Annotated in this window: 27 protein-coding genes and 1 pseudogene; 14 read left to right on the top strand and 14 right to left on the bottom strand. The window is 42.1% G+C overall.

Going from position 1 to position 25,773, the window contains the following annotated elements; genetic code table 11:
- Window positions 1-674 precede the first annotated feature (674 nt).
- On the top strand, window positions 675-1,046 hold the full coding sequence (locus V7K38_RS13645; RefSeq protein WP_334858490.1) for a DUF2237 family protein: 372 nt from the start codon (window positions 675-677) through the stop codon (window positions 1,044-1,046).
- A 148-nt stretch (window positions 1,047-1,194) separates the two neighbouring features.
- Here V7K38_RS13645 and V7K38_RS13640 read toward each other — a convergent pair whose 3' ends face one another.
- Together V7K38_RS13640 and V7K38_RS13635 are read right to left on the bottom strand one after the other, a co-directional pair.
- The gene (locus tag V7K38_RS13640; RefSeq protein ID WP_334858489.1) at window positions 1,195-3,234 is read right to left on the bottom strand and encodes a hybrid sensor histidine kinase/response regulator; all 2,040 of its coding nucleotides are present in this window, start codon (window positions 3,232-3,234) and stop codon (window positions 1,195-1,197) included.
- Between the two features lie 4 nt (window positions 3,235-3,238).
- Window positions 3,239-3,811: a chemotaxis protein CheB gene (locus V7K38_RS13635; RefSeq protein WP_334858488.1), complete on the bottom strand. Its 573-nt coding sequence runs from the start codon at window positions 3,809-3,811 to the stop codon at window positions 3,239-3,241.
- Window positions 3,812-4,565: 754 nt separating this feature from the next.
- On the opposite strand from V7K38_RS13635, the gene V7K38_RS13630 reads away from it, so the two are divergent.
- From V7K38_RS13630 to V7K38_RS13610, 5 genes are all read left to right on the top strand, one after another.
- Window positions 4,566-5,066 carry a DUF2231 domain-containing protein gene (locus V7K38_RS13630; protein ID WP_334715343.1) on the top strand — a complete coding sequence of 167 codons (501 nt, stop codon included), beginning with the start codon at window positions 4,566-4,568 and terminating at the stop codon, window positions 5,064-5,066.
- Window positions 5,063-5,680, top strand: a complete 618-nt coding sequence (locus V7K38_RS13625) for a DUF2231 domain-containing protein (protein WP_334858486.1) — start codon at window positions 5,063-5,065, stop codon at window positions 5,678-5,680. Before V7K38_RS13630 ends, V7K38_RS13625 begins: the two co-directional genes overlap by 4 nt.
- 85 nt (window positions 5,681-5,765) lie before the next feature.
- Window positions 5,766-6,686 (top strand): cytochrome c oxidase subunit II, encoded by a 921-nt coding sequence (locus V7K38_RS13620; protein WP_334858504.1) that lies wholly within the window; start codon window positions 5,766-5,768, stop codon window positions 6,684-6,686.
- Between the two features lie 13 nt (window positions 6,687-6,699).
- The gene (gene ctaD, locus V7K38_RS13615) at window positions 6,700-8,373 is read left to right on the top strand and encodes a cytochrome c oxidase subunit I (RefSeq protein WP_334858485.1); all 1,674 of its coding nucleotides are present in this window, start codon (window positions 6,700-6,702) and stop codon (window positions 8,371-8,373) included.
- A 68-nt stretch (window positions 8,374-8,441) separates the two neighbouring features.
- Window positions 8,442-9,044: a cytochrome c oxidase subunit 3 gene (locus tag V7K38_RS13610; protein ID WP_334858484.1), complete on the top strand. Its 603-nt coding sequence runs from the start codon at window positions 8,442-8,444 to the stop codon at window positions 9,042-9,044.
- A gap of 161 nt (window positions 9,045-9,205) precedes the next feature.
- Here the strand turns inward: V7K38_RS13610 and V7K38_RS13605 are convergent, their stop codons facing one another.
- Complete coding sequence (locus V7K38_RS13605; protein ID WP_334858483.1) at window positions 9,206-9,358, bottom strand: HNH endonuclease; 153 nt, start codon at window positions 9,356-9,358, stop codon at window positions 9,206-9,208.
- Between the two features lie 165 nt (window positions 9,359-9,523).
- Complete coding sequence (locus V7K38_RS13600; RefSeq protein ID WP_334858482.1) at window positions 9,524-10,243, bottom strand: response regulator transcription factor; 720 nt, start codon at window positions 10,241-10,243, stop codon at window positions 9,524-9,526.
- Between the two features lie 707 nt (window positions 10,244-10,950).
- Between V7K38_RS13600 and V7K38_RS29670 the strand changes: the two genes are divergently transcribed.
- Together V7K38_RS29670 and V7K38_RS13595 are read left to right on the top strand one after the other, a co-directional pair.
- The gene (locus tag V7K38_RS29670) at window positions 10,951-11,181 is read left to right on the top strand and encodes an NACHT C-terminal helical domain 2-containing protein (protein WP_442940769.1); all 231 of its coding nucleotides are present in this window, start codon (window positions 10,951-10,953) and stop codon (window positions 11,179-11,181) included.
- Window positions 11,182-11,657: 476 nt separating this feature from the next.
- A pseudogene (locus V7K38_RS13595) lies at window positions 11,658-12,104 on the top strand (rhodanese-like domain-containing protein); the annotation flags it as partial.
- A 474-nt stretch (window positions 12,105-12,578) separates the two neighbouring features.
- Here V7K38_RS13595 and V7K38_RS13590 read toward each other — a convergent pair.
- The 7 genes from V7K38_RS13590 to trpB form a co-directional block, all read right to left on the bottom strand.
- The gene (locus V7K38_RS13590; RefSeq protein WP_334858481.1) at window positions 12,579-12,806 is read right to left on the bottom strand and encodes a hypothetical protein; all 228 of its coding nucleotides are present in this window, start codon (window positions 12,804-12,806) and stop codon (window positions 12,579-12,581) included.
- Window positions 12,807-12,919: 113 nt separating this feature from the next.
- The gene (locus V7K38_RS13585) at window positions 12,920-13,549 is read right to left on the bottom strand and encodes a ribonuclease H-like domain-containing protein (protein ID WP_334858480.1); all 630 of its coding nucleotides are present in this window, start codon (window positions 13,547-13,549) and stop codon (window positions 12,920-12,922) included.
- Between the two features lie 87 nt (window positions 13,550-13,636).
- Window positions 13,637-14,185: a CAP domain-containing protein gene (locus V7K38_RS13580; RefSeq protein WP_334858479.1), complete on the bottom strand. Its 549-nt coding sequence runs from the start codon at window positions 14,183-14,185 to the stop codon at window positions 13,637-13,639.
- 347 nt (window positions 14,186-14,532) lie between these two features.
- On the bottom strand, window positions 14,533-15,057 hold the full coding sequence (locus V7K38_RS13575; protein ID WP_334858503.1) for a CAP domain-containing protein: 525 nt from the start codon (window positions 15,055-15,057) through the stop codon (window positions 14,533-14,535).
- Window positions 15,058-15,398: 341 nt separating this feature from the next.
- Entirely contained in the window at window positions 15,399-15,686 is a 288-nt protein-coding gene (locus V7K38_RS13570) for a hypothetical protein (RefSeq protein ID WP_334858478.1), read from the bottom strand.
- A 268-nt stretch (window positions 15,687-15,954) separates the two neighbouring features.
- Window positions 15,955-17,100: a class I SAM-dependent methyltransferase gene (locus V7K38_RS13565; protein ID WP_334858477.1), complete on the bottom strand. Its 1,146-nt coding sequence runs from the start codon at window positions 17,098-17,100 to the stop codon at window positions 15,955-15,957.
- 28 nt (window positions 17,101-17,128) lie between these two features.
- The gene (gene trpB / locus V7K38_RS13560; protein WP_334858475.1) at window positions 17,129-18,361 is read right to left on the bottom strand and encodes a tryptophan synthase subunit beta; all 1,233 of its coding nucleotides are present in this window, start codon (window positions 18,359-18,361) and stop codon (window positions 17,129-17,131) included.
- An 87-nt stretch (window positions 18,362-18,448) separates the two neighbouring features.
- On the opposite strand from trpB, the gene V7K38_RS13555 reads away from it, so the two are divergent.
- From V7K38_RS13555 to V7K38_RS13545, 3 genes are all read left to right on the top strand, one after another.
- Entirely contained in the window at window positions 18,449-18,580 is a 132-nt protein-coding gene (locus V7K38_RS13555) for a hypothetical protein (protein WP_334858473.1), read from the top strand.
- A gap of 23 nt (window positions 18,581-18,603) precedes the next feature.
- On the top strand, window positions 18,604-18,951 hold the full coding sequence (locus V7K38_RS13550; protein ID WP_334858472.1) for a translation initiation factor: 348 nt from the start codon (window positions 18,604-18,606) through the stop codon (window positions 18,949-18,951).
- Between the two features lie 141 nt (window positions 18,952-19,092).
- Window positions 19,093-19,251, top strand: a complete 159-nt coding sequence (locus tag V7K38_RS13545) for a YqaE/Pmp3 family membrane protein (RefSeq protein WP_334858470.1) — start codon at window positions 19,093-19,095, stop codon at window positions 19,249-19,251.
- A gap of 711 nt (window positions 19,252-19,962) precedes the next feature.
- Here the strand turns inward: V7K38_RS13545 and V7K38_RS13540 are convergent.
- Window positions 19,963-20,214, bottom strand: coding sequence for a DUF5340 domain-containing protein (locus tag V7K38_RS13540; protein ID WP_334858500.1), 252 nt, complete (start codon window positions 20,212-20,214; stop codon window positions 19,963-19,965).
- A gap of 413 nt (window positions 20,215-20,627) precedes the next feature.
- Complete coding sequence (trpC, locus tag V7K38_RS13535) at window positions 20,628-21,518, bottom strand: indole-3-glycerol phosphate synthase TrpC (RefSeq protein WP_334858469.1); 891 nt, start codon at window positions 21,516-21,518, stop codon at window positions 20,628-20,630.
- A gap of 10 nt (window positions 21,519-21,528) precedes the next feature.
- Here trpC and V7K38_RS13530 point away from each other — a divergent pair, with 10 nt between their 5' ends.
- Window positions 21,529-21,726, top strand: a complete 198-nt coding sequence (locus V7K38_RS13530; RefSeq protein WP_334858467.1) for a hypothetical protein — start codon at window positions 21,529-21,531, stop codon at window positions 21,724-21,726.
- Window positions 21,727-21,756: 30 nt separating this feature from the next.
- Here V7K38_RS13530 and lpdA read toward each other — a convergent pair whose 3' ends face one another.
- On the bottom strand, window positions 21,757-23,184 hold the full coding sequence (gene lpdA / locus V7K38_RS13525) for a dihydrolipoyl dehydrogenase (RefSeq protein WP_334858465.1): 1,428 nt from the start codon (window positions 23,182-23,184) through the stop codon (window positions 21,757-21,759).
- A gap of 349 nt (window positions 23,185-23,533) precedes the next feature.
- On the opposite strand from lpdA, the gene V7K38_RS13520 reads away from it, so the two are divergent.
- Both V7K38_RS13520 and V7K38_RS13515 read left to right on the top strand, forming a co-directional pair.
- Window positions 23,534-23,893 (top strand): hypothetical protein, encoded by a 360-nt coding sequence (locus V7K38_RS13520; RefSeq protein ID WP_334858463.1) that lies wholly within the window; start codon window positions 23,534-23,536, stop codon window positions 23,891-23,893.
- Between the two features lie 46 nt (window positions 23,894-23,939).
- Window positions 23,940-25,715, top strand: coding sequence for an SWIM zinc finger family protein (locus tag V7K38_RS13515; RefSeq protein WP_334858497.1), 1,776 nt, complete (start codon window positions 23,940-23,942; stop codon window positions 25,713-25,715).
- The last annotated feature ends 58 nt before the right edge of the window (window positions 25,716-25,773 follow it).

Below are 25,773 nucleotides of genomic sequence, written 5' to 3'. Positions count from 1 at the left end.
AAATCCGGTTGTTGGTGCTGGTGATCCACTCACAGAATCGATCCCATACGTTGGCGCTTTCGCGGCGTTGGATGGTTGCTGTCATGGTTTTATAATTGCGGTTAGTTATTTATGAATCAGGCTCGGTTTGTCTTTGCCTGTGAATACACTTTACAATGCTTTACATTTTTTAATCAAGTTTCTCACTTTTGGAAAGCTGATAGAACCTATTAGTTTTTCTTATTTAAATGTCAGCAACGAGCTAAGATACGCTGAAGTTATTTTTTGTATGACATGACAATATATGTGAACATGTGATTCTATTGCCTACCGATCTGGGAAGAATAGCTTTGTAGATTACCGCTATTCCAAAAAAATTAACCCTCAGCTTACTACGGGGGCTTTTTTTGTTTGGCAAAATGGCATATCTATAAATAAGACGGTTGCTATGGTATTTGAGTAGGATACATTCCATGCGAAAAAGTACTGACTTGCATTACCCCTGGCTAACTACCAGGGGTTTTTATTAGAACTTTTACTGAAATATTCCACTATTCCTAATAACCGTAAGATTGGCAGCTTAATATTGAGTTGATTCTAGAATTCCAAATCAAAAATAGCGAGTTTTATTCAACTAGGAAAGTGTCAATATAGGCTTATATCGGAGTAAAAAAATCAAGTGCAATAAATTAACAATGATAGAAGCTAAAAATGTAATCGGTGGAGACTTAGAATCGTGCTGCACTTCTCCCGTGACTGGGTTTTACCGCGACGGTTTTTGTCGCACAGGTGGTCAGGATTTCGGGTCGCACGTCGTATGTGCCGAAGTAACCTTAGAATTTTTAGAGTTCACCAAATCGCGGGGGAACGATTTAAGTACACCTGCTCCTGATTTTAATTTTCCTGGATTGAAGCCTGGCGATCGCTGGTGTTTGTGTGCTTCTCGCTGGCAAGAAGCCCTCGAAGCTGGCGTTGCTCCACCTGTCATGCTCTCTGCAACCCATGCTAGAGCTTTGGAAGCGGTTTCTCTAGACGAATTGAAAAAACATGCTGTAACTTCTTCTTGAATTGGGAATTGGGAATTGGGAATTGGGAATTGGGAATTGGGAATTGGGAATTGGGAATTGGTATTTTTCTCCCTGCTCCCTGCCCCCTGCTCCCTTGCCTCTTTTGACGCTCCCAACTCATGTACAGACGCGATTCATCGCGTCTCTCCTAACTAACTAAAACTTCCATAGGTAGTTTTAATACACTGGCAACCATAGCAATCAATTTAGTAGGGTCAATTGGCTTAGATAAATGCTGCTGAAACCCTGCTGAAAGCGCTTCTAAACGGTCTTCTTCTCGCGTGTACGCTGTCAAAGCGATCGCTGGGATACATCCACCTCTTTCTGGTTCTAAAGAGCGCAGTTTCCTAATTAGCGTATAACCATCTTGCTCTGACATACCGATGTCGCTAATTAGGACATCTGTTTTTGCTTGTTGAAGTATTGCTAAGGCTTCATCAACTGATGCTACCGCAGTGGCAAAAGCTCCATACTCCTCAAACATAAAACTGAGAAAGTTACGGGTATCTGCTTCATCATCTACAACTAAAACCCTTAATCCAGCAAGGGGTGTCGAAACTACAGAAGAAATTTCTCCTGTGGTTTCTCTATTTACCCTATTCGCCCTATTTTGTAGTAGGGGGAGATTCACAGTAAAGGTTGCTCCCTGTCCACTGCCTAAACTGTGGGCAAAGATTGTACCCTTGTGAAGTTCGACTAAATGACGGACGATCGCTAGTCCTAATCCTAGTCCATTGTGCGATCGCGTTGTGGTGCTGTCTGCTTGCCGGAAACGGTCGAATACTTTCGGTAAAAACTCCGAACTGATGCCAATACCTGTATCAATAACTTGAATTTGAGCGTATTGTTGAGTTGTTTGTTGTTCTTCACCAGAGACTACTGACAAATGCACTTCTACCCTGCCGCCCTTGGGGGTAAACTTAATCCCATTAGTTAGTAGATTCCATACTATTTGTTGTAACCGGGCTGGATCGCCATAAACTGAACCGACTGAAGTATCTAAGACAGTAGTTAATTGAATCTCTTTTGGCTCTGCTAGGGGACGCACTGCTTCTAAGGCTGCCTCCATGACTGAGATAAGATTTACCGCAGACACATTTAACCGCAACTGTCCACGGATAATCCGAGATACATCTAAGATATCTTCAATTAGTTGCATTTGAGATATAGCATTGCGTTCAATGGCCTCTAGGGCGCGAGAAGTGGCTTTTTCATCAAGTTTCTTAGAGCGGAGAATTTTTGACCAGCCCAGCATTGAGGTTAGAGGTGTGCGGAGTTCGTGGGAGAGAACGGCAAGAAACTCATCTTTCATCCGGTTTGCTGCTTCTGCTTCTTGTCTTGCCGTCTGTTCTCGAATTACTTGAGCGCGGACTTCTTCTGCTTGCTTGCGTTCGGTAATATCTTCGAGAGTGCCTACATATCCCAGCAATTCTCCTTGACTGGAAAGCATTGGTGATGAGCGAACCTGAACCCAACGAACGATGCCATGAACAGTTTGAAAGCGAAACTCTTCAGAATAGTCACCACCTTCACAAATGTAGTTAGACCAACTGGCAACTGCTCGTTCTCTATCTTCTGGATGAACTGATTCTAACCAGATTTTTTGTAAACTTTCTGCTGGTTTTAAGCCACAAATTATTTGATAGCGAGGATTTGTATATCTACATCCTCCTTCAGTATCAATTTCAAAAATGCCGACGGGTGAACAAGTACTTAGCGATCGCAATCGTTCTTCACTTTGCCTGAGTTCGGCATTGACGGCTACTAGTTGCGCTGCTTGTTGCTTGACTGCTTCTGTTTTCTTAAATAGTTCTACGAATACTGTGACTTTGGAAGTCAAAATGTTGGGGTCTAATGGTTTAAGCAAATAATCAACTGCACCCAAGGCATAGCCTTTAAATAGCATTTGGTCGCTGGTACTAAAGGCGGTAAGAAAGATAATTGGGGTGTGACGCGATCGCCCCCGATTCCGAATTAAGGTAGCAGTTTCAAAACCATCCATCCCTGGCATTTGCACATCTAGCAAAATCACTGCAAAGTCTTGATGCAGCAGACATCTCAAAGCTTCTTCCCCAGAAGTAGCTCTCACCAAATTCTCTCCTAGTTTTTCTAGGATTGCTTCTAGTGCTAGCAAATTTTCTAGTTTATCATCCACAAGGAGGATGTTTACTTTGGCTTCCATCTGCATGGGCTTATTTCCGTAATGAGTGACAAAGCTTGACCATTTGGGAAGCAATGTTTGAGAGTGTCAAAATCCAGTCTACTGTAACAGCAGAAATTGCTGCTTCTGGCATAATATCGCTCTCAGCTGTGGCAGGTTCTTGTACGATAGTTATTCCTCCCCGCGCTTTTATTTTCTTAAGACCTTGCATACCATCTTGATTTGCCCCTGTCAATATTACACCAATAACTTGTTCAGTGTAGACATCGGCTGCTGACTCAAATAACACATCAATAGATGGTCTGGCATAAGAAACTGGCTCATCAGTGGAAAGAGCAAAGTGACCTGGCTCAACCAATAAGTGATAATCTGCTGGAGCTAGATAGATATGTCCTGGCAGGATTTCGTCTTTATCTTCTACTTCTCGAATCGGTAATGAAGTGGATTCTTGCAATAACTCCTGGAGTGTGTTGTTAGATTCCTTGTGACGGTGTTGCACGATCGCGATCGGCACTATAAAGTCTGCTGGTAAATTCCCCAAGATAATTTTTAATGCTGATAATCCGCCTAAAGAAGTACCAATCACCACAATTTTAAACAACACTTGTTTAGTCCTCACAGGAAGCATCTCACCTTTGCAAATATACCTGGCGCTTAGAGTTCGCAGTTTATTTTGCACACAAACTCAATGAATTTGAAACCGAGGTCGGTGGGTTTTGTCTGTATAGCCATGAATGACCTTTGCTAAGGCTACTTACCTTGATTTGCATTTATACCAACTATTCAAAATTATATATTTTTGTCAAAAGCATTACAATTAAAGATTTTATCATTGTGAAATACTTGACAGAAAAATATTGTATTTAGGGGCTTTTTAATCTTAATCAAATGCCAGGATCGCTACATTATAGAAATACTTTTCAGTTAAATAACTAACTTTTAAAATTTAAATTATTATTGTTTTGACAATTCATAAAAATTTACTTAAGCTAAAAGATAGGTTAAGCAAATCAATAAACAACAGCAATTTTTTTAGCTCCACCAAGAATTGCTGTTACAGACTATTGGCATGAGGAAATTAATCACAATCACAATTATTCCCTGTAGGTAAGCTCACGAGATTTAGCTGCAAAAAGCTAAGACATGATTAAGGGTATTGCACCGCGCACATATTGAACATATTCCGGTCAATTATGGATGGATACTTGTGATGAGATTAGTGATTATCCATCAATCATGGAAGTTTAACTAGCGATTTGAGATTAGGGTCTTCTGGTTTATATCTCGTCAGAGGCGGAATAAATCTAAAATCCAAAATTGATTGCCCACGGTGCGGTAGATATGTCCAGGAGAATACAATGCTTGAGTATTTTACATCATTGAATGACCACAATTTACCCTATCCAGATACGGTTCATCCCATCGTTGTCCACTTCGTAATTGCGATGGTATTGTTTTCGTTTTTCTGCGATGTAGTTGGCTATTTTACTGGTAAATCCAGTCTTTTTGAGGTGAGTTGGTGGAATATGTTGGTTGCCACCATCGCCATCTTTGTTGCGATCGTTTTTGGTCAGTTTGAAGCGGGTTTAGCACAACCTTACAGCCTAGCCAAATCGGTGCTGAATTTTCATACACTGATTGGTTGGTCGCTTTCGGGAATCATCACGGCGCTTACAGCTTGGCGCTATGTAATTCGTGCTCGCAACCCGCAAAAATTGCCAATTTATTATTTGGGAGCCGGACTATTTTTAACCCTAATAGTTGGCTTACAAGTATATCTCGGAGATGAGCTTGTTTGGGTGTATGGATTGCATACCGTACCAGTTGTGGAAGCAGTAAAGGATGGTCTGTTGCGATGAACTCAGAATTAATTGACCAATTGACCGGCTCTCTTGGCGCAAACGGATTACCTTACACCATTCCCATTCATCCCAACTTAGTCCATCTGACAATAGGTTTGTTCATTATTGGGATAACCTTTGATATCGTTGGTGTTCTGTTCCCCTTCCAAAAATGGGTCTTCAAATTTTTGGCAATTACCGTGGAACGTCAGAATTTCTTTGATGTTGGCTGGTACAACATGCTAGCTGCCAGCACCATTACATTTTTCACGGTGGCAGCAGGCTTTTATGAAATGCTGTTGGCAACACCACCAGCTGATATGAAAAGTGCCTGGGGATTGCAGGCAATGCAAACCATGATCTGGCATGGTGTGGGTGGTGTGTTCTTATTAGCGTTGATTGTTGGCATGACCATCTGGAGAGGATGGCAGCGCTCCGTTTGGGGCAGACAAGAATATAAACAGTCAGATAGAGAAGTGCAGTGGTTATACCTGTTCGCAGGCATAGCAATCATGTTCATTCTGTACATCCACGGCACACTAGGAGCGCAACTAGCCGCCGAATTTGGCGTACACAATACAGCAGATAATTTGCTGCGATCGCACCAAGACCTCAACACGACACTCAAATAATTCAATTGTCATTTGTCATTTGTCCTTTGATTAATGCCCAATGACCAATGCCCAATGCCCAATGACCAATGCCCAATGACCAATGATGAACATCCAGAAGATTTTAAATATTTTGACGCTGCTTACAGGCGCGATCGCAGTGACTGTGATCAGTCTGTGGATCGGCAAGCAGTCTTACTCCTGGCTTCCCCCCCAAGCGGCAGCCGAATCCGTACTAATTGATGATTTGATTAGCTTCTTAGTAACTCTTGGTGCTTTCATCTTCTTGGGAGTAACAAGTACTCTAATGTATTCTGTGATCTTCCATCGGGCAGTCAAAGATGACTTTACTGATGGCCCTGCAATTGAAGGTAATATCACCTTAGAAGTTGTTTGGACAGCAATTCCAATTTTCTTAGTTTTGTGGATTGCAAGCTACAGCTACCAAGTTTACGAAAAAATGGGAATTCAAGGCCCATCAGAAATAGTTCATCTGCATAATCCATTGGGAATGGAATCGGCTTATGCCGAAGCAAAAGATGCACCAGCCTTAGGTGAACCTGTAGAGAAAATTGACGTACTAGCTAAACAATGGGCGTGGGTGTTTCATTATCCAGAAAGAGATGTTACGAGTACCGAATTGCATTTACCTAGCGATCGCCGGATACGTTTAGCATTAAAATCGCAAGATGTTCTCCACGGCTTCTATATACCTGCATTTCGCCTCAAGCAGGATATTATTCCCAATCATGCCATCGACTTTGAATTTACTCCCATCCGCCCCGGCAAATACAGCTTGACCGATTCCCAATATAGCGGTACATACTTTGCGACGATGCAAGCGAATGTAATCGTCGAATCTCCTGAAGATTATCAGCAGTGGCTGGCTAAAATTGCAACCCAAAAGCCATCTCCAGCAAAAAATCAGGCGGCTTCTGAGTATGCCCAAACATCCAATCAATCAGTCCAAACTGGTTGGGTTACAGTTCCACCTGCTGCACCTCCTCTAGTCAATTCACCTGGTTGAAAGGAAAATAACCATGACTAATGTTCCTATTGAAGGTATGCTTCTCCCTGATGAGAAGCCTAACCACGAATCTCCGAATAACTGGAAAGAATACTTCAGTTTTAGTACCGACCACAAGGTAATCGGTATCCAGTATCTCGTTACCTCCTTCTTCTTCTTCCTCGTCGGCGGCATCTTTGCGATGGTGATTCGGGGAGAACTGTTAACACCCGAATCAGATTTACTCGATCGCACCGTCTACAACGGTATGTTCACCATGCACGGCACTGTGATGCTGTTTTTGTGGACATTTCCCTCACTAGTTGGTTTTGCTAACTATTTAGTACCCCTAATGATTGGGGCGCGAGATATGGCATTTCCCCGCCTCAACGCCGTCGCCTTTTGGATGGTGCCAGTAGTCGGAGTTCTGCTGATGGGAAGCTTTTTGGTTCCTGGTGGCCCAGCCCAAGCGGGTTGGTGGTCTTATCCACCAGTTAGTCTCCAGAATCCCACAGGTAACTTAATTAATGGTCAAGTTATCTGGCTGTTGGCGGTGGCAATATCCGGCGTATCCTCAATTATGGGGGCAGTAAACTTTGTCACCACCATCGTCAAGATGCGCGCCCCAGGCATGGGTTTCTTCAGAATGCCCTTGTTTGTCTGGGCAGTATTTAGCGCCCAAATTATCCAACTATTTGGATTACCTGCATTGACCGCCGGCGCTGTGATGCTGCTACTCGACCTCACGGTTGGTACCGCATTTTTCGACCCTGCCAAGGGTGGGAATCCAGTTATGTTTGAGCATTACTTCTGGTTCTACTCCCACCCTGCCGTTTACGTGATTATTTTGCCCATCTTCGGGATTTTCTCAGAAATCTTCCCAGTTTATTCACGTAAACCCTTATTTGGTTATAAAGTAGTTGCCGTTTCATCGATTTTGATTGCGATCGTCAGTGGTATCGTTTGGGTACACCACATGTACGTCAGTGGTACACCAGGCTGGATGCGGTTGATTTTCATGCTGACGACGATGTTTGTATCTGTCCCCACAGGAATTAAAGTATTTGCTTGGGTAGCAACGATTTGGGGCGGTAAATTGCGGCTAAATACGCCCATGCTGTTTGCCCTTGGTGGATTAATCATGTTTGTCTTCGCCGGCATTACAGGCATCATGCTTTCCTCCGTGCCGGTTGATGTCCACGTTAACAATACCTATTTTGTAGTGGGTCACTTCCACTATGTCCTTTACGGAACTGTGACGATGGGCTTATATGCTGCCATCTATCACTGGTTCCCCAAAATGACTGGGCGGATGTACTCCGAAAGCTGGGGGAAAATCCACTTCTGGTTAGCCTTCATCGGTACTAACCTCAACTTTTTGCCCATGCATCCCTTGGGATTGCAAGGGATGTTACGCCGAGTTGCATCTTATGCCCCAGAGTATCAATTCTGGAATGTCATCGCTAGCTTGGGCGGGTTTCTCTTAGGAATGTCCACCTTGCCCTTCATCTTCAACATGGTAATTTCTTGGATGCAAGGTGAGAAAGCACCTGATAATCCTTGGCGGGCAATTGGATTAGAGTGGATGGTTTCTTCACCACCACCAGTAGAAAACTTTGAAGAAATCCCCATTATTATCTCTGAACCCTACGGCTACGGCAAATCGGAACCGTTGACAGCTAATCTTTCCAGCCACAACCCAGATTAACGCAGAAGTACGCAGAAACTCTCTGCGTTTCTCTGCGCTTAAAATTCAACCCCCAAGTTAAAACCAAAATGGACAGTTATATCAATTCAGATGAATCGCACCACGCAAGCGCAGAACATACCCACGACGAAGAAGGCAACAAGATGTTTGGCTTCATTGTCTTTTTACTATCTGAAAGCGTCATTTTCTTGAGTTTTTTCGCTGGATATGCAATCTACAAAACAACAACTCCTAACTGGCTACCAGCTGGTGTTTCGGGGCTAGAAGTAAAAGATCCGACAATCAACACGATAATTCTTGTCACCAGTAGCTTTGTAATTTACTTAGCAGAACGCGCCCTGCAACGCCATGATTTAATGAAATTTCGCCTATTTCTGTTGACAACAATGGCGATGGGTACTTACTTTTTGGTTGGACAGGCGATTGAGTGGAGCCACCTGGAGTTTGGCTTCACCACAGGGGTCTTTGGTGGGACGTTTTACCTGCTAACAGGTTTCCACGGTTTGCACGTTTTCACCGGCATTCTGTTGCAGTCAATTATTTTGGTACGTTCTTTTATCCCTGGCAACTACGATACAGGTCACTTCGGTGTGAATGCAACCTCACTGTTCTGGCACTTCGTCGATATTATCTGGATTATTTTGTTTATCCTCATCTACGTTTGGCAGTAGAAAAAAAGAAATCCCCAGCAAACAGTTTGAGCGATCGCTGGGGATGATTAATGTTATTTTGACACTAGTAAACTCAACGAGGTTGTCACCAACCCCGTTGGTCTTCAAAACCGTGCATGAAACTTTCGCTTCACACGGCTCCTCAATGATTCGGCACAAAGTCATGTGTACTTCGCAACTGAACCATCTTCAATTGTTTTTTCATCGTGGCAGTGTTTGTGTAATATCTGAAGATTTTTGTACTTGTCTTTGTCTCCCAAAATTTTGGGGATAATCTGGTCAATCTCCAGTACATCTGACTCTCGAAAGTACAATCCGCAGTGAGTACACTTTCTCTTCTGTGACTTTAAGGTGTCTAAAGTAATGGTATTTACTAACGGTGCAAGTACTCATTAATTACGAATTACGAATTACGTTAGCGACACGAGAAAGCGAGTCCGCGTTCGCTTTTAGCGTCTCGTAGAGAGCGTCATTACGAATTACGAATTAGTAATCTCATCGGGTGCTTCAAACTTGTAACCATAGCCCCGCACAGTTTTAATAAACTCTGGTACGCTAGGATCGACTTCCATCTTCTTGCGAAGCTGACCAATATGCACATCAACCACCCGGCCATCTCCTACGTAGTCGCAACCCCAGATTTTTTGGATTAACTGTGGACGACTCCAAGCCTGATTAGGATGACTTGCTAAAAAATGTAAAATATTAAATTCCAGCGCTGTTAAAGCTAGAGGCTTATCGTTAAGTGTTACCTCCCTACCCTCTGGGTTAATTACTAGCTGCTTGAAAATGATCCGTTGTGTTGGTGAGGGGTTTATGTAGCGTATCCGCCTCAAAAGAGCTTCTATTCTAAGTTCTACTTCTGCAAGACTAAATGGTTTAGTCATGAAATCATCAGCCCCTGCACTCAAGATTTTAATTTTATCAGCCTCATCAGTCCTACTAGTCAGTATCAGCACTAAAACATTAGTCCGACTCTGCATTTCTTGGCAGAGGCTATAACCATTAACATCTGGCAAATTCCAATCCAGAATTACTAAAGCTGGATTGAATTGCTCAAACATCGATAATGCAGTCTTACCATCTGCTGCCGCCTCTATTTGATATTTCCGACTCAAAAAACGATGGACGAGATTTCTCACACCGAAGTCGTCATCAACAATCAGAATTTTAGGAGTAGTAGCGGTAATCATAACCATAATGCTGCCTATTGTAGATTGGGCGATTCGCTGTTGCGCCAGTATTGCTTTACGTGTTTCTGTTGAGAGTGGATTCACGCGCGCGCGTATCTGATGAGTCCGATCGCTACTGTAGTACTTGTATACAATTAATTTTCCATGAACTTTATAAAAATTTCAGTCATCGCAATGCTTATAAAATGTATAACTATTGTATTATATTTGTATAAGTTTCAATTTGAATTGTATAATTATCGACTTTTGTACATCCTTAAAATAAGTGTAATTGAAGACCATTTCTACAAGCACAAATAGTTTAGATAAACACCAGACATGACGGCAGTTGCTATAACTTTGGAAAAGCAACACACTCCCTGATTAATTAGCTATCCATAAAAGCTTACAAACCAAGCCATAAGCCAATCAGATTCTACCCAGCCCTACTTTAACCAATGGGTATCTGCCCCTGAAGAGGAACTACGAAAATTTACTCAGTGCGCATTTACATGTAGCTACCTTTTTAAGCATATACTATACTACAAATTTCAGCCTGAGACTGTGACAAGCCAAGAACTAAGAGCATCACCAAAAGGTATTAGGGCAGCAAAAACAGCTTTAACAGACAAAAATTGGAGTCAGCCTAAATTAGCAATAGCTTTAGATATTACATTTTAACCAGGTTCAAAATTTTTTGCAGACGAGTCAGTTTTCCGCTCTTGTTTTGAAAAATAGATAACAATCCAGATAAATCTAGAGAATGGTGGCAAGCGAAGGGTAAAGCCTGGGGTAAACAGTTAAAAGATATACTAATTAAATATCGTTATATTGGTTATGATTGGCAATTTAATGAACAGCAAAAAGAATTGCTCCAAAAATATTACAATGTGAAAAGATTGGTGGTAGATTTCGTCAATATTCTCGCTTGTGTAACTCTAATAGTGCGGCAAGAGATTGAATAAACATTATTGTTAGCGTTCGCAGATATTAAAAATCTATGTAATTCCAGTAATAATAGCTGAACGCATACTAACTTCTAATCTATTTTAGATATAGCGTTTCTTAATCAGATGAGTTACATCATAGCCCCTCCCCGCAAGCGAGGAGGGGGTTGGGTTCTTGTACCTCACTCAACTGAGAACCGCTACACCACTTTAATAACTTAGGAGAAAACTTATTATTTAGAAAATATTTAAATAATTAATAATTAAAATATCCCAAATAGAAAATTAAAATATTTTATTAGTAATCAATATAGATGAAAATCCCTTCTCATAGTCTAATTTGACTGTATTTGCAATGGATTAAATGGTAGAAAATATTTTAATTAGGTACTCTATCCCAAGAGAGACTTTGAATAAATTCATCCCAGAGAAAGAGCAATTAAATATATCTAGTCCGTTAGATTGCTATTAATATCGTCACGAGAGAGATAATTATGGTTAATAATTTAGTTGGCGGCATCATTCCCCCACAGCCACCAATAGAAGCACAATCTGATGCTCATGTGCTGAAATCTCGTCTAGAATGGGGCGAACCAGCTTTTACAATCCTCGATATACGCGATCGCAACACCTTCAACGAAGGTCACATTATGGGAGCAATGCCCATGCCAATAGATGAATTGGTACAGCGTGCAGTAGCTTCTTTGGATAAAAGCCGTGATATTTACCTTTATGGCGCTAATGAAGAAGAAACTGCCCAAGCTGCACAACAGCTGCGTTCCAATGGATTTGAGCATGTATCTCAACTCAAAGGTGGTTTAGCCGCATGGAAGGCTATAGGTGGGCCAACAGAAGGGATTGTTGAATCAAAAACTCCCCCAGGTGCAGATGACTACAATGTTGTAGATCGGTTAAAAAATCACCAAGAAAATCAGCCAAAGGGAGGTACTAGCGCGACGGAAGCCATTAAGCAAGGAGCTAGTAACCTCAAAGAAAGTATTCAAGAAGGAGCTAGTAACCTCAAAGAAAGTATTCAAGAGGGAGCTAGTAACCTCAAGGAAGGCGCTCAAGAGAGAGCTAGCAATCTCAAAGAAGGCATTAATGAAGCTAAAAATTCTCTAGACAGAGATGATTCCAATGTTGGCTCTTAGAGGTTGTTTTAAAAGTGTTTGACTATTACTATAGGCACTTTCAGAACCCCCTTAAACAGCGACTAACCCGGAATCTAAATCCCCCAATTTATCGGGGGATTTAGAGGTATCTAAAACTTTTGATACCAACAAGAGGACTTTTTAAACATCCTCTTAGGCAAACTTATAAAATTAGCGATAGACCTCTTGCATAAATTAAGAATAAAATCCCACTATACCTTAGATATTACATCAAAGTCCTGCCCCTTTGCTTGTAGTGAAAGGCTAGGAAATCTTAAAAGATTTTTCAAGAGGTCTAATTTCGATTGTCTTGTAATCTTGTCCTCCAGCAGCAATAACTTTTGCAAAATCTAACAATCTTTCGTCATTACGAACGCGAACAGCGTCTGGTAGAGAGGAGGAAGGACGTTCGGAAAATGTTCGCGTTGCGTCTCTATCAGGAGAAGGGTAGTGATCGCAATGACTCGAATTGCTTTCTGCCTCGCAATACATCGCATTTCAAATTTTATTATTTAATCGAAGCATAAAAACTGGGATGCACCCAGATGAAAATCTATCTTGCAATGCCCAACCCACTATTTAAAAGAGATTAACTGTTTGATTAATTAATGTTCAAACAAATCCTTAAATTGCAATAAATCTAAGGAAACTATAGTAGGCAAAAATTCAAAACATTCTTGAGCAATTTTCCAACGTTCTTCTCGTTTGAGCATTTCTGTTAATTTTTGTTGCACACTAAGTAAGTAGCGCACATCATTGGCAGCATAACTAAGTTGAGCTTCAGATAAGCTAATAGAGTTACCCCAATCAGAACTTTGAGAGCTTTTATCCAGTTCCACTTTTTCTAACTCTTGCACCACGTCTTTGAGTCCGTGGCGATTTGTGTAAGTACGAGCTAACTTACTAGCAATTTTGGTGCAAAAAACAGGGTTAACCTGAATCCCCAGATTAGCCCGCAAAGTAGCCAGGTCAAATCGCGCAAAGTGAAACACTTTTACAACATTCGCCGCTTCCAAGAGTTTTTTTAAGTTGGGAGCTTCAGCTTGTGCTTTGGCTATGCGGATTGCAGTGACTTTCCCCTCTAGGTTGCACAGTTGGACAAGACACAAGCGATCGCGCTGTGGCAATAATCCCATAGTTTCTGTGTCAACTGCGATCGCACTCGATTCTAAATACTGTCCAACGGCTGCGTCACTGAGATCGCGATCGCTCACCTGAAAATCTTGTAATGTCATGAATTGTCTAAAAATAATAGCAGTGTCCAGCAGATAAAAGTTTTGTCAGACACTACATTATTATTGTGCAAAAACCAGAAATTAAATCTACCTAGCACGAAAAAAAATTTGTGTCAGGTAAACTTCGCCTTGATTATTAGTAGCAACGCCAATTCCAGTAAGATTGTAATTTCCTTTCAGATTCTTTAGATGTCCCGGACTGTTAATCCAACCAGTAACAGCTTCCTCCACAGGGTTGCTATATCCTCGGTTGAAAGCAACATTTTCCGCCGCACTGTTGTAGCGAAGAGGGATAGCTTTGACTCGCTTTTCAAATCCCTGATGGCTAAATGGGGTTTTCCCCTTAGCCATATTTTGACTATGAATTCTTGCCTGTCTAGTAATATTTGCATTTAGGGTCAACTTTGACAGTCCTTTAGAAGCCCGATATCGATTAATTTGCTCAAAAACTGATTTTTCCAGTTCAGTAGTTTTAAAAGTAGGAGTCGATATCGCAACCTGACTCGAAAAAAGCGACAACAGCTTATTAGGGGTGGATGTATTCGGAGAAGGATGATTTGGTATCGGAACAGCCGTTAATCCACTAGCAAGGACAAGCGCACTTAAAGCGATGCCAAAAGCAGTTTGTCGGAACATGAAGAATTGCGTAATGTTTAGAGATAATAAGACTTCTACTCTAACTTATTGTTTTGAAGATATATACCACGATACTATTAAGTATTGATGAATTTCGGCGATTTGCCTACATCCTTTACAGGAAGTACAAATAATCTTTTCCAATTGTCAATATTTCAATAGTTCAGCTTCATAAAATTATGCTGATTTTTGCTGAGAATTGACGATTTTTATGAATTACTAAAAAATGATGTAGTATTCAATAAAAAAATTTCATTTAAACTACATTTTTTAACATCTAACAACAGCTTTGTCAACAGACATAAATCTGGGGAATTTCAGAAAAAATCTAAATTTTGCTAAACCTATCAGCGAAGAAAAATTTGTGTGAAGTAGACTTTGCCTGTATTAGTGGCAGCAATACCAATCCCCGTTTTATCATAATTGCCTTTGATATTGGCTAGATGCCCTGGACTTTTGAGCCAGCCTTGAACGGCTGTCGTAGCAGGGTCGCTATATCCCTGGTTGTAAGCGACATTTTCACCAGCCGCTCTGTAATAAATACCGATTGCTTGAATACGTTCTGAAAATCCTGTATGTCCAAAAGGAACTTCCCCATTAGCCATTTGCTGACTGTGAATCCTGGCTTGATTATCGATGGCAGCATTACGAGTCAGCGTTGGTAGCCCTTGGGAAGCTCTGTAGTCATTAATTTGGGTGAAAACCGATTGTTCTAGATCAGCAGTGTTGACGCTAGATACTGCAATATCGAAAGTATTCTTTGATATGTTTGATGGCACTGGTGTAAAATTTGGATTTCTTACAGGAGTAGCGATCGCTCCACTACTGAGAACAATAGTACTTACAAGTCCGTAGATGCTTGTTCTAATCATTTGCTGAAAGTAAAGTTCCAGACAATCTAACCAAACTAATGTCAATGTGACAAATTGCTTATAAGTCTATATACCTTTCTTTATGGCGGTTTTATGTTCAAAAACTACCAGCAAACGTTTAAATATCACAATCTTATGAAAAAATCGTACTATTTATAAAAAATTTCCCTCTACCATTAGCATGATTGTTTTGATATATAAGGCTTATGCAAATATTGAAGAAGAAGTCAGGAGCGGAGCCGCTCGGCGAATGCGTCTCCATGAATTGCCCCTACAGCGTCTAGTTTTGCATAAATCTTAATATAAATAGCATCAATTTTTCTCCCAAAACCTCTGTGTGACTAGCTTTCCTTGAGGGTTTCTAACTCTTCTTGCACCACACGCAACACCCGCGTAATATATTCCCCCCGCCACTCTTCCCGCTCCTTAATTACCTTGGCATCCGGCTGGTAAGCTTCAATTTCAGTAGGCGATAAAATATCTTTAGCCTCTAGCAACCGTTCAATGGTGTCCAGACGCTCATGCAGCACTGATACCTCACCAGTCAAAGCCATAACGATCGCTAACAATTTATCGATTTGCGGATTTTCTAGGTAAACAGGTCGTTTACCCTTGGCTGTTTTGATCATCCTAATCCCAATTATCCAAAAATAAGACTACACATCCAAAATGAGGAAACCCAAATAAAACCTGAGTTTCTCAATTACGTTATACCGCTTCTTGCTTGGATGCAATACGCCCCTAAGAAACCTCACCCTGGTTTTACGTAGTAAAACCTGTCCCTCTCCAAAGTATCGGAGAGGGATGTCCTTTCTTGAGAGGGTGAGGTTTTTCTTTTGTTTTGGGTAATTAATTCGATGACTTGTGTGTACGTCATTACGAATTACAAATTAGTGTTTACTTCCTTGCTGTAACCACAAACCAAGTGCCTTGGTTGCCTGAATTACCATTAGCTATTTTTGCTTTCCATGCCCCATTGGGGACAAATTTCTCGAATGTCTTATCTGCTGAAAAACCAGCCTCAGTAGCTAGCTTCACCAAATCCAGATCGCGTACAGCACTCCAGAAGGGTTCGTTGTTGTTAGCAGTTTCCCAATCAAACATGAATTGTGCATACAGATCCATGTGACGATACAGAGGTGCTTCCAGATGGAGCATGATTCCACCGGGAGCCAGTAGACGATAAGATTCTTGCATAACTTTACGGACAACTGGCGGGGGAATTTCATGCAGCAAGATGTGAGAAACCACTAAGTCAAATGATTCATCTGGAAAGTTAGTATGTTCGGCATTTTGCTGGGAGAAGTGTACCCGTTTGCCCAAGGCTTCGGCTCTTGCATGAGCATAACGCAGCATGGGTGCGCCTATATCAATGGCATGGATTTCTGCATCTGGATAAGCATCTACGTAGGGTAATGTGCTATTACCAATAGAACATCCCATATCAAGAATTTTTCTCGGTCGAAAGTCTGGATATTCTGGTAGCAGATAATTTTGGACTATAGATAGCCCCATATCATTGTTAAGCGGCCCCAACCAACCTAGACCATAAACGTAAACGCCGCGATCGTAGGTTGCGCCGGCAGCTAGATCGTCAGCAGTAAATTCACTGTGATATCCTCCAGGCATACAGTGAATATCTACAGCCTTTTGATGATTAGGTATTTGACAATTTGGGTCGAGGGTTAAAGTACCCAGTTCACCACCCCGATCTTTGGCACGCTCAATCAACTCTGGCAGTTGTCTTTCAACAGTGGTATTTACAGCATCCCATAATATTTCCTGGTTGATGCGCTTGAGGGCACTAGTCCATCGGTAGTAGGGTTCATGCTGCATTACTTCCCGAATTTCGTGACGATTTTGGGGAGGACGCTGATGTTCTTGTTCAAACTTTGGCTTGGCTAGTTTTTCATAAACTACTTTATTGCCAGGAATGAGATTCCTAAAAATGTGAATTTTCAGACTTTGGACAAAGTTTTGGCGTGCCAACTCGTCGTGAGTGGGTTGCGGTAGCATAGCGTGTTGGAATTGTTGAGCCATCATTGCTTCCTCCCAAATATTTTACGTAGATTTACGCTGGATCTAATAACTTAGCTACCGTTTGTACATCTTTATCACCGCGTCCAGAGCAGTTAATTACAATTCGGGGGTTGCCGCTGAGTTGAGGACATAAGGTTTCGAGATATGCGATCGCATGGGCTGTTTCTAATGCTGGGATAATCCCTTCCAATTTTGACAATCGCCCAAATGCAGCCATTGCCTCTGCATCCGTCACACTATAATATTCGGCGCGACCAGTATCTTTCAAATAGCTATGTTCTGGCCCCACACCGGGATAATCTAACCCCGCACTAATTGAGTGCGCCTCAATGATTTGCCCATCTTCATCTTGTAATAGATAGCTCATTGCTCCGTGCAACACACCAATTCGCCCTTTTGTCAATGTTGCTGCGTGTTTTTCGGTATTAACACCTTCTCCGGCTGCTTCAATTCCAATGAACCGGATAGAAGACTCATTAATAAACTCATAGAATAGTCCCATCGCATTGGAACCACCACCAACACAAGCCAAGAGAATATCAGGCAGTGTACCCCACTTTTCAATTGCTTGGGCGCGAGTTTCTTGTCCAATTACTGCATGGAAATCACGTACCATCATCGGGTAAGGATGGGGGCCTGCTACCGAACCCAGGATGTAATGAGTTGTTTCCACATTTGTCACCCAGTCGCGGATTGCTTCAGAAGTGGCATCTTTCAGGGTTCCAGTTCCCGCTTCCACCGGACGCACTTCTGCCCCCATTAACCGCATTCTGAAGACATTTAAAGATTGGCGTTCCATATCATGAACACCCATGTAAATTACGCATTCCAGCCCAAAACGAGCGCAAACTGTGGCTGTAGCAACTCCGTGTTGTCCAGCACCAGTTTCGGCAATAATCCGTTGCTTACCCATGCGTTTCGCTAACAATACCTGACCAAGGGCATTATTGATTTTGTGAGCGCCAGTATGATTTAAATCTTCGCGCTTTAAATAAATTTGTGGCCCCGTGCGATCGGGCCGGGCATAATGAGTAGTCAGGCGTTCAGCGAAATACAATGGTGTGGCGCGTCCCACATAATCCCGTAACAGCTGCTGTAATTCTGCTTGAAAACCGGGGTCATTGCGGTATTGCTGATAAGCTGTTTCTAATTCAGCAAGCGCAGGCATCAGGGTTTCGGGTACATACTTACCGCCGAAGCGTCCAAAGCGACCTAGCGAATCGGGAACCTGAGCGGTTGATGGAGAGAGGGGAGTAGTAGTCACAGGCTGTTTTTGATGACGGAAATAACTTAATTATTATAGAAAAGTCTGGGACATATCTGGGTATATCTAGGGAGTGGGGAATGAGGAATGGGGGAGGAAGAAATAATCATGCCCAATGCCCAATGCCCAATGCCCAATCCCTTGCAGTGGATTTGTAATGTTAGGCTAGAAGTTGATATCCCAGCAGAATGGTTGCGTAGAAGTTTCCACTGCCTCTGAAACTTTTCTTAAACATTTATTTTATGTCTTCTTCCAATTCTAAATCTTCTGACAAAAGCTTTATCTACCGTGAATTTGGCAACGACAACTCCGCCGCCACAGAAAGACCAATTCTAGAACTACCCCCACAGCAACAAAATCTTAAAGTACAAGCTTCCCGCAAAGGACGCAAAGGTAAAACTGTCACAGTGATTAGCGGTTTTCAAGCTAAACCAGAAACCTTGGCAGATTTGGTGAAGCAGTTGAAAACCCAGTGTGGGACGGGTGGGACACTTAAGGATAACGAAATTGAAATTCAGGGCGAACACAAGCAGAAAATTGTCGAGATTTTGACCAAGCTAGGTTATAAAGCCAAAATTAGCGGTGGCTAATATTGAGTGCGGTTTCCCGCATCTTAATCGTGACCTCGATTGAGGAAGGGAATGTTATCTTTGAGAGGTACAAATATGCTTGACCAGTGGTAAATAAGTTACCCAACAAGCTATTTTTGGGAATATGAATAGGAGGTTTAAATGGATTTAGTTCGGGTTTTGTGTGCCATTTTCGTACCGCCTTTGGGAGTTTTTTTACAAGTAGGTTTTGGCATAGATTTTTGGATTAATATAGTATTGACGCTTTTTGGTTACATTCCTGGAATTATTCATGCAGTGTGGATAATTACTAAGAAATAATTTTTTGTGAGAGTAGCTTGGCTGTAATAATCTCGATAGAGGCAATTCATGAATTGCCTCTAATAAAAGCTTATAACTTGGATGTATACATGGCTAGATTAAAATACTTTTTAAAATACTTTAGATAATAAGTAACTATCTATTTTACTAAAAAAATCTCTAAGAGGTTATTTATAAAATAAATATGACTTACGCAAAATTCTCTCAAAAACCTGATTTGTCGTAGCGTTAATTCACGAATTACCGCTACTTCAGAACTTTTTTACATAAGTCTGGTAAAAATAAAATTATTGTAGGGTGTATTTGTTAGATGAATATTTCCAGATGGTTTTTCACACAAATGCGATCAAAGCGCCTAACACACCCTACTTAATATTTAGTTTATAAAAAGTTAGGATTTGAAGGAAAAATAACTATGTATAACTTTAGGTAAATAGCTCAATCAAGTAAAATTTATATCAACTAAAATCTGATTATTAAGACTATCGATTTCAAATCCTCATCTAGCATCTGTAGAAATTCTTGCAAGGTAGAAAAATTTTTATAAGTACAGTCATTTTAAATGATACCCCAAATTGTGCATTTGAGTCAAGCAAGTGCGGTGGAAGCTTTTAGTACTATCTTGTTCAATACACAGAGACATTTCCTGATAATAGTAATATATCTTAACGAAGATGCAAAATTTGAGGTTTAAATATCAAGTTATTAGGTTTAATCGGGGGCAACAACTTTGCTACCGTTATGATGGTTGATTGACCAACGATGATCGACAGCCACAGAGGAAAATTCGCAAATTTCTTCTAGTCGTTTTTGTTGTACCGCAGCTTTACGGAGAGTAATAATTAGTTGATTTACCTGATGTCGTAAATCTGGATTATCATTTACTGCTAACATAGTTTGTCTTTCTAACAATTGAAGTATAAGTTCGTAGTGAATAGGTGAAGGCAGAGGAATTTGCTCCATGAAGTTCAATTTGGATTTCATATTTTGAATTTTGTATTAGTCAAATTTAATCTCTTGTAAATAAATTCTTACATAAGAAATAACTTGTTGCTTATGGCTTTGATTTGATTAGTGATGAAGATTTGGCAAAGATATCGATAAGAGTAGATAGCAAAGTGCTGCGTGTCTACGCATAGTATGCCCTATTAGTTGCCCTGCACTAACGCTCTTTTATGACTCTCAGGAGATAAAAATCAGAAACCTTTGTTGTCACTATTTTCTATAAATCTATGGGTAGGTTGGGTTGAGGAACGAAACCCAACGCCAATTATCCCTGCTTCTGTTGGGTAACACGAATGTTCAACCCAACCTACAAATATTTTATTTTTTCAAAGTAATAAAAGAGCGCTAAGAGGTACAGGGAAAGTATTTTTTCATAAATTCCTTGGTAATATACTCGCGATCGCAGCACCGGGATCTGGTTGTTTTACCAAAGATTCTCCAATGAGTACAGCAGATGCACCTGCTGTAAGCACTAAGCTCAAATCATCTGGCTTGTGTAGTCCTGACTCGCTGACAACAAGGATATTTTTCTCCTGCAATTGGCTACCTCTTGCTGCTAAAAGTTCGCAAGTAGTTTGGAGGTCAACAGAGAAATCTTCCAAATTGCGATTATTGATTCCTACTAAGGAGACCCCATCCAAGGCTAACACCCGGTCAAGTTCTGCCAAGCTATGGACTTCAATCAAGGCTGCCATTTTCAGGTTGTTAGCAATTTTCAGGAAGTATTTCAAATCTTGATCGCCCAGGATAGCCGCAATCAATAAAATAGCATCTGCACCGTGAATCCGCGCTAAGTATATCTGGTAAGCATAAATGATAAATTCTTTGCATAATAAGGGCAAATCTACGGCAGCCCGAACCTTGGCTAAGTTGTCAAAACTACCTTGAAAGAACTTGACATCGGTTAGCACCGAGAGACAAGTAGCTTTGCCTTGTTGATAAGATTGGGCGATCGCTACTGGGTCAAAATCTTCTCGGAAAACACCTTTACTTGGTGAAGCTTTTTTTACTTCGGCAATCAATGCTGGTTTTGTCTTACCTTGGCGCAAAGCGGCGACAAAATCACGGGTTGGCGGCGCAGTGAGTACCTGCTTTCGCAATTCTTGTAAAGGAACTTTTTCCCGCATTACGTCATATTCTAGTTCTTTCTGCCAGACAATTTCTTCCAAGATGTTTTTTGGCGCTGAATCAGGCACGGCAGCCTGGTAACGCAATATTGATACATCAATAGCTGGGTTAGGGGAACGACGACGGATTTGCATAAATTGGGGAATGGGGACTGGGGACTGGGGACTGGGGAATGGGGAATGGGGAATGGGGACTGGGGAATGGGGACTGGGGAATGGGGACTGGGGAATGGGGACTGGGGAATGGGGACTGGGGACTGGGGAGTGGGGAATGGGGAATGGGGACTGGGTTGCAGGTTACAGGGTACAGATTATTCCCTATCACCTGTCACCTCTCCCTTAACCCCAATACCCAATACCCAGTCCCCACTCCCTAAATTACGGCTCGTTTATAAGCTTCTTCCAAGACTTCGGAGAGTGTCGGGTGGGCGTGAACTAGATGTGCGAGGCTTTGGACAGATTGACGGTTTGCGATCGCGGCTGACGCTTCATGAATTAAGTCTGAGGCGTGCAGCCCGAAAATGTGAACGCCTAAGACTTCTCCTGTGTCTTTGCGATATATCACTTTGGCAATACCGTCGGCTTCATTTTCTGCCAACGCTTTGGAATTCCCTTTGAAGTAACTCCGACTTGTGGCGATTTCAAACCCTTCGGTTTGTCCTAATTCCTTGGCTGCGGTTTCTGTTAAACCTACATAGCTGACTTCTGGGTGGGTAAAAGCTGCTGCGGGAATGCTACGATAGTCTACTATTCTTTCCCTCCCAACTATATTTTCTACCGCGATGATGCCTTGAGCAGAAGCCGCATGTGCTAACATCATCTTCCCATTCCCATCGCCAATTGCCCACACATTTGGTACTACTTCACCTGCTGATAGTACTGCCATGCGATCGTTAACTGGGATAAAATTCCGCCGATCGAGTTCTATACCCACAGATTCCAAACCAAGATTTTTGGTTGCCGGGATGCGTCCTGTAGCCACCAAGCAAGCATCTACTTCGATGACATCTACATCTTCTTTGGTTTTGAAATCTGCTAACTCAATTACCACTGGTGAACCAGGGGTGACTTTTTTGGCGTATATTCCGACTTTCGTTTCAATATCGCGGGAAGTAATCAGCACCCGTTCGGCAAGTTTGGCAATATCGCGGTCAAATCCTGGCATTAACTGATCTAGGGCTTCAATCAAGGTGATTTCACAACCCAAAGCTGAGTAAACATCAGAAAATTCCAAGCCAATGTAACCACTACCAATAATGGCTATCCAGTCTGGTAACGACTCCAACTTTACACCTTGGTCGCTGGTAAAGACAGTTTTGCCATCTACTTCAATCCCTGGAGGCACAAAAGGAATTGAACCAGGGGAAAGGATGATGTCTTTGGCTGTGATGATTTTTTCGCCACCGTCTCCGGTTACAGAGACTTTTTGCGCCCCAGCGATTTTTCCCCAACCCTTGATAATATCGACTCCTAGACGTTTGAGACTGTTGGTTAAGTCCCCTTGAATTTTTGAGACGAGATTATTAGCATGATTAGCGATCGCTTGGCGATCGAATTCCACGCTACCAATTTGAATTCCCAGCGATTTGAGGTGGTGGGCATCGCGTAACTCCCGCACCCGCCCAGATGCCGCCAGCAGCGCTTTAGAAGGAATACAACCCCGATTAACACAGGTTCCTCCCATATCAGCAGCTTCAATAATCGCTGTTTTTAAACCACAACTTACGGCGTGTAAGGCTGCGCCATGTCCACCTACACCAGCGCCGATAATGACTAAATCGTAATCAAATCCTTGACTCACGTTAGGTTCCCCGTCTGTTTCGCCTATTTATTCTCAACTTGACCGACAATCAGCGCAACCCCTTTAACAGTTATCAGTTATCAGCAATCAGTTTTGTTGCTGGGTTTAAGCCCCTAGCACACAGTTATCAGTGAACACTGGAAACTGCCACCTGATTTAAATCCTCTACCATCCGCCTGATAACCATTTTCTGATTTAACGTTCGGGTGTTGCTAGCTTTAATTATGATTCACTGACTTCGGGCGAAAAGATGGATGTTTTCAGTAATTATAGTCAAATCTAGATACTTATTTTTTTTAGAGGGAATGGGGAATGGGGAATTGAGGAATGGGGAATTGGGGATTAGGGATTGGGAATAGTAAGTTCTAAGCTTGATGCTTTGTGTTCAGAGGTCGAAGTTTCGAGTTCAGAGGTCGAAGTTCTGAGTTCAGAGGTCGAAGTTCTGAGTTCAGAGGTCGAAGTTTCGAGTTCAGAGGTCGAAGTTCTGAGTTCAGAGGTCGAAGTTCCGAGTTCAGAGGTCGAAGTTCCGAGTTTAAAGGTCGAAGTTCCGAGTTTAAAGGTCGAAGTTCCGAGTTTAAAGGTCGAAGTTCCGAGTTCAGAGGTCGAAGTTCCGAGTTCAAAGGTCGAAGTTCCGAGTTCAGAGGTCGAAGTTCTGAGTTCCCAATCCCCAATTCCCAATGACTTTACAGCACCATCGCCTAACACCTAAGCTGGATTTAGGATTGATCCAGAGGATTTACACAGGCGATCGCTCGATGTCTATTCCCCAAATTACTGAATTTACTATCCGCCGTCATGCCAACGCCAAATCTTTCCAACGCGGCGAGGCATACTATGAGGCTGGTGCTGTTCATGCTGTTACCCAACGAGGTCATATCCTTCAGGCTGAAGTTGCAGGCACCGAAGCAAGACCTTATCATGTCAATCTAAGTTTCGATAGCAGTGGGTTAACCTCAGCAAACTGCACCTGTGCCTACGATTTTGACGGTTGGTGCAAACACATTGTAGCGACGATGCTCGTCTGTGCGCGGAACTCAGAATATATTGAGCAGCGCCCTAGCTTAGAACAACTACTCGAACGCTTGGATCGTATCCAAACTCAAAGGCTGCTGCAAGAGTTGGTAAAAGAATACCCACCACTAATTGAGGCGATTGATCGTCATGTAGGTTGGATGACGCATCCAATTGTTGAGCCAACAACCATAAGACCTGTGCGCCGCCTGACTATTGATCCGGCTCCCATTCGGCGACAAGTCCGGCAGATTATTCGGGATGCTGTGCGCTTCTTTGAGGAGGGGTGTGAACAAGATCCGATTGCCGAAGATTTACTGAGTGTGGTGCAAACTGCGGTAGATTTTAGCGAACGGGGAGAAGGTGAAAATGCGATCGCAATTTTAGAGGCGATTACCTTTACTTGTGTGGAAAATTGGGACGATATTGCCGATTACGGCGCTGAGAATGATGAAATTGTCGGGGAATTAAATCAGGCTTGGTGTGAAGCAATTCTTACTGCTGAACTCACCCCAGAAGAAAAAGTTGATATTCAAATAAATTTGGAAGCTTGGCAAGATGAGTGGAATGCTGATTTTGGCCTAGTTATGGAAGCTTTACGCCAAGGTTGGGATTATCCGCCCTTAGTCCAAGTTCTTCAAGGTAATATTACCGACAGGGGAGCTTGGGAAGAAGACGTACCAGACTATGCAGATGATTTGGCACTAATTCGGCTAAAAATTCTCGAAGGTCAGGAACGTTATCAAGAATACCTGTATTTAGCAGAAGCAGAAGGGCAAACCCAGCAGTATCTGACAATGTTGGGGCGTTTGGGCAGGGTAGAAGAAGCAATTGATGCTGCTCAAACCCAGATGAACTCAATGGAAGAGGCTTTTGCCTTAGCGAAAACACTTAGCGTTCAGGAGGCATTACAGCAAGCACTAGATATAGCCCAGAGTGGATTAAATTTACCGGGTAATTGTCAGTACGAATTAGGAATTTGGACAAGTGATTTAGCTGTTGAGTTGGGTAATAGTGAAGCTGCTTTATTAGCAATCAAGGCGGCTTTTCAAGTCAAGCCCTCCTTTGTTGACTACGAAAAGATGGCAGAATTGGCTGGGGAAAACTGGGAAACAGTTAAAACAGACTTGCTGAGAATTGTCCGTACTTATAGTGGTTGGGGAACAGAATCAGCCAAAGTAGATATATTCTTGCATGAGGGGCTAATTGATGATGCAATTGCGATCGCTAGTGAACTCAGTTCTGATTATTCAGAGTTGATTAATCGAGTTATGAATGCTGCTATCCCTCACAATCCTACTTGGGTGATTGCTAATGCGCGTAGTCGTGCCGAAAAAATTATGGATGGAGGTAAAGCCGAATACTATTACTATGCAGTTGAATGGTTAAAAAAAGTCCGCGCTGCCTACTTGGAGTCTGGGAAGAAAGCTGACTGGTTAAATTATCGGGAAAACTTGATGCAAACCCATGCTCGAAAACATAAATTGATGGGAATGTTTCAGCAAAAGGATATGGAATGAAAGGGAATTGGGAATCGGGAATGGGGAAAACTAGGTTGCACCACTTGGGGACAAAACT

The sequence above is a fragment of the Nostoc sp. genome (genome assembly GCF_036917465.1).
GTDB lineage: Bacteria > Cyanobacteriota > Cyanobacteriia > Cyanobacteriales > Nostocaceae > Nostoc.
Note: the sequence above shows the minus strand (reverse complement) of the source record. Positions and strands in the feature narration are given on the sequence as shown.

Coding starts and splice junctions, on each gene's coding strand:
- trpC (WP_334858469.1), bottom strand. CDS start 21,518: ATGCAAATCCGTCGTCGTTCCCCTAACCCAGCTATTGATGTATCAATA.
- V7K38_RS13515 (WP_334858497.1), top strand. CDS start 23,940: ATGTCTATTCCCCAAATTACTGAATTTACTATCCGCCGTCATGCCAAC.
- V7K38_RS13580 (WP_334858479.1), bottom strand. CDS start 14,185: ATGTTCCGACAAACTGCTTTTGGCATCGCTTTAAGTGCGCTTGTCCTT.
- V7K38_RS13600 (WP_334858482.1), bottom strand. CDS start 10,243: ATGGTTATGATTACCGCTACTACTCCTAAAATTCTGATTGTTGATGAC.
- V7K38_RS13570 (WP_334858478.1), bottom strand. CDS start 15,686: ATGATCAAAACAGCCAAGGGTAAACGACCTGTTTACCTAGAAAATCCG.
- V7K38_RS13610 (WP_334858484.1), top strand. CDS start 8,442: ATGGACAGTTATATCAATTCAGATGAATCGCACCACGCAAGCGCAGAA.
- V7K38_RS13620 (WP_334858504.1), top strand. CDS start 5,766: ATGAACATCCAGAAGATTTTAAATATTTTGACGCTGCTTACAGGCGCG.
- V7K38_RS13590 (WP_334858481.1), bottom strand. CDS start 12,806: ATGTATTGCGAGGCAGAAAGCAATTCGAGTCATTGCGATCACTACCCT.
- V7K38_RS13530 (WP_334858467.1), top strand. CDS start 21,529: ATGGGGACTGGGGACTGGGGACTGGGGAATGGGGAATGGGGAATGGGG.
- ctaD (WP_334858485.1), top strand. CDS start 6,700: ATGACTAATGTTCCTATTGAAGGTATGCTTCTCCCTGATGAGAAGCCT.
- V7K38_RS13565 (WP_334858477.1), bottom strand. CDS start 17,100: ATGATGGCTCAACAATTCCAACACGCTATGCTACCGCAACCCACTCAC.
- V7K38_RS13640 (WP_334858489.1), bottom strand. CDS start 3,234: ATGCAGATGGAAGCCAAAGTAAACATCCTCCTTGTGGATGATAAACTA.
- V7K38_RS13550 (WP_334858472.1), top strand. CDS start 18,604: ATGTCTTCTTCCAATTCTAAATCTTCTGACAAAAGCTTTATCTACCGT.
- V7K38_RS13545 (WP_334858470.1), top strand. CDS start 19,093: ATGGATTTAGTTCGGGTTTTGTGTGCCATTTTCGTACCGCCTTTGGGA.
- V7K38_RS13575 (WP_334858503.1), bottom strand. CDS start 15,057: ATGATTAGAACAAGCATCTACGGACTTGTAAGTACTATTGTTCTCAGT.
- V7K38_RS13540 (WP_334858500.1), bottom strand. CDS start 20,214: ATGGAGCAAATTCCTCTGCCTTCACCTATTCACTACGAACTTATACTT.
- V7K38_RS13555 (WP_334858473.1), top strand. CDS start 18,449: ATGGGGGAGGAAGAAATAATCATGCCCAATGCCCAATGCCCAATGCCC.
- V7K38_RS13645 (WP_334858490.1), top strand. CDS start 675: ATGATAGAAGCTAAAAATGTAATCGGTGGAGACTTAGAATCGTGCTGC.
- V7K38_RS13630 (WP_334715343.1), top strand. CDS start 4,566: ATGCTTGAGTATTTTACATCATTGAATGACCACAATTTACCCTATCCA.
- V7K38_RS13585 (WP_334858480.1), bottom strand. CDS start 13,549: ATGACATTACAAGATTTTCAGGTGAGCGATCGCGATCTCAGTGACGCA.
- V7K38_RS13625 (WP_334858486.1), top strand. CDS start 5,063: ATGAACTCAGAATTAATTGACCAATTGACCGGCTCTCTTGGCGCAAAC.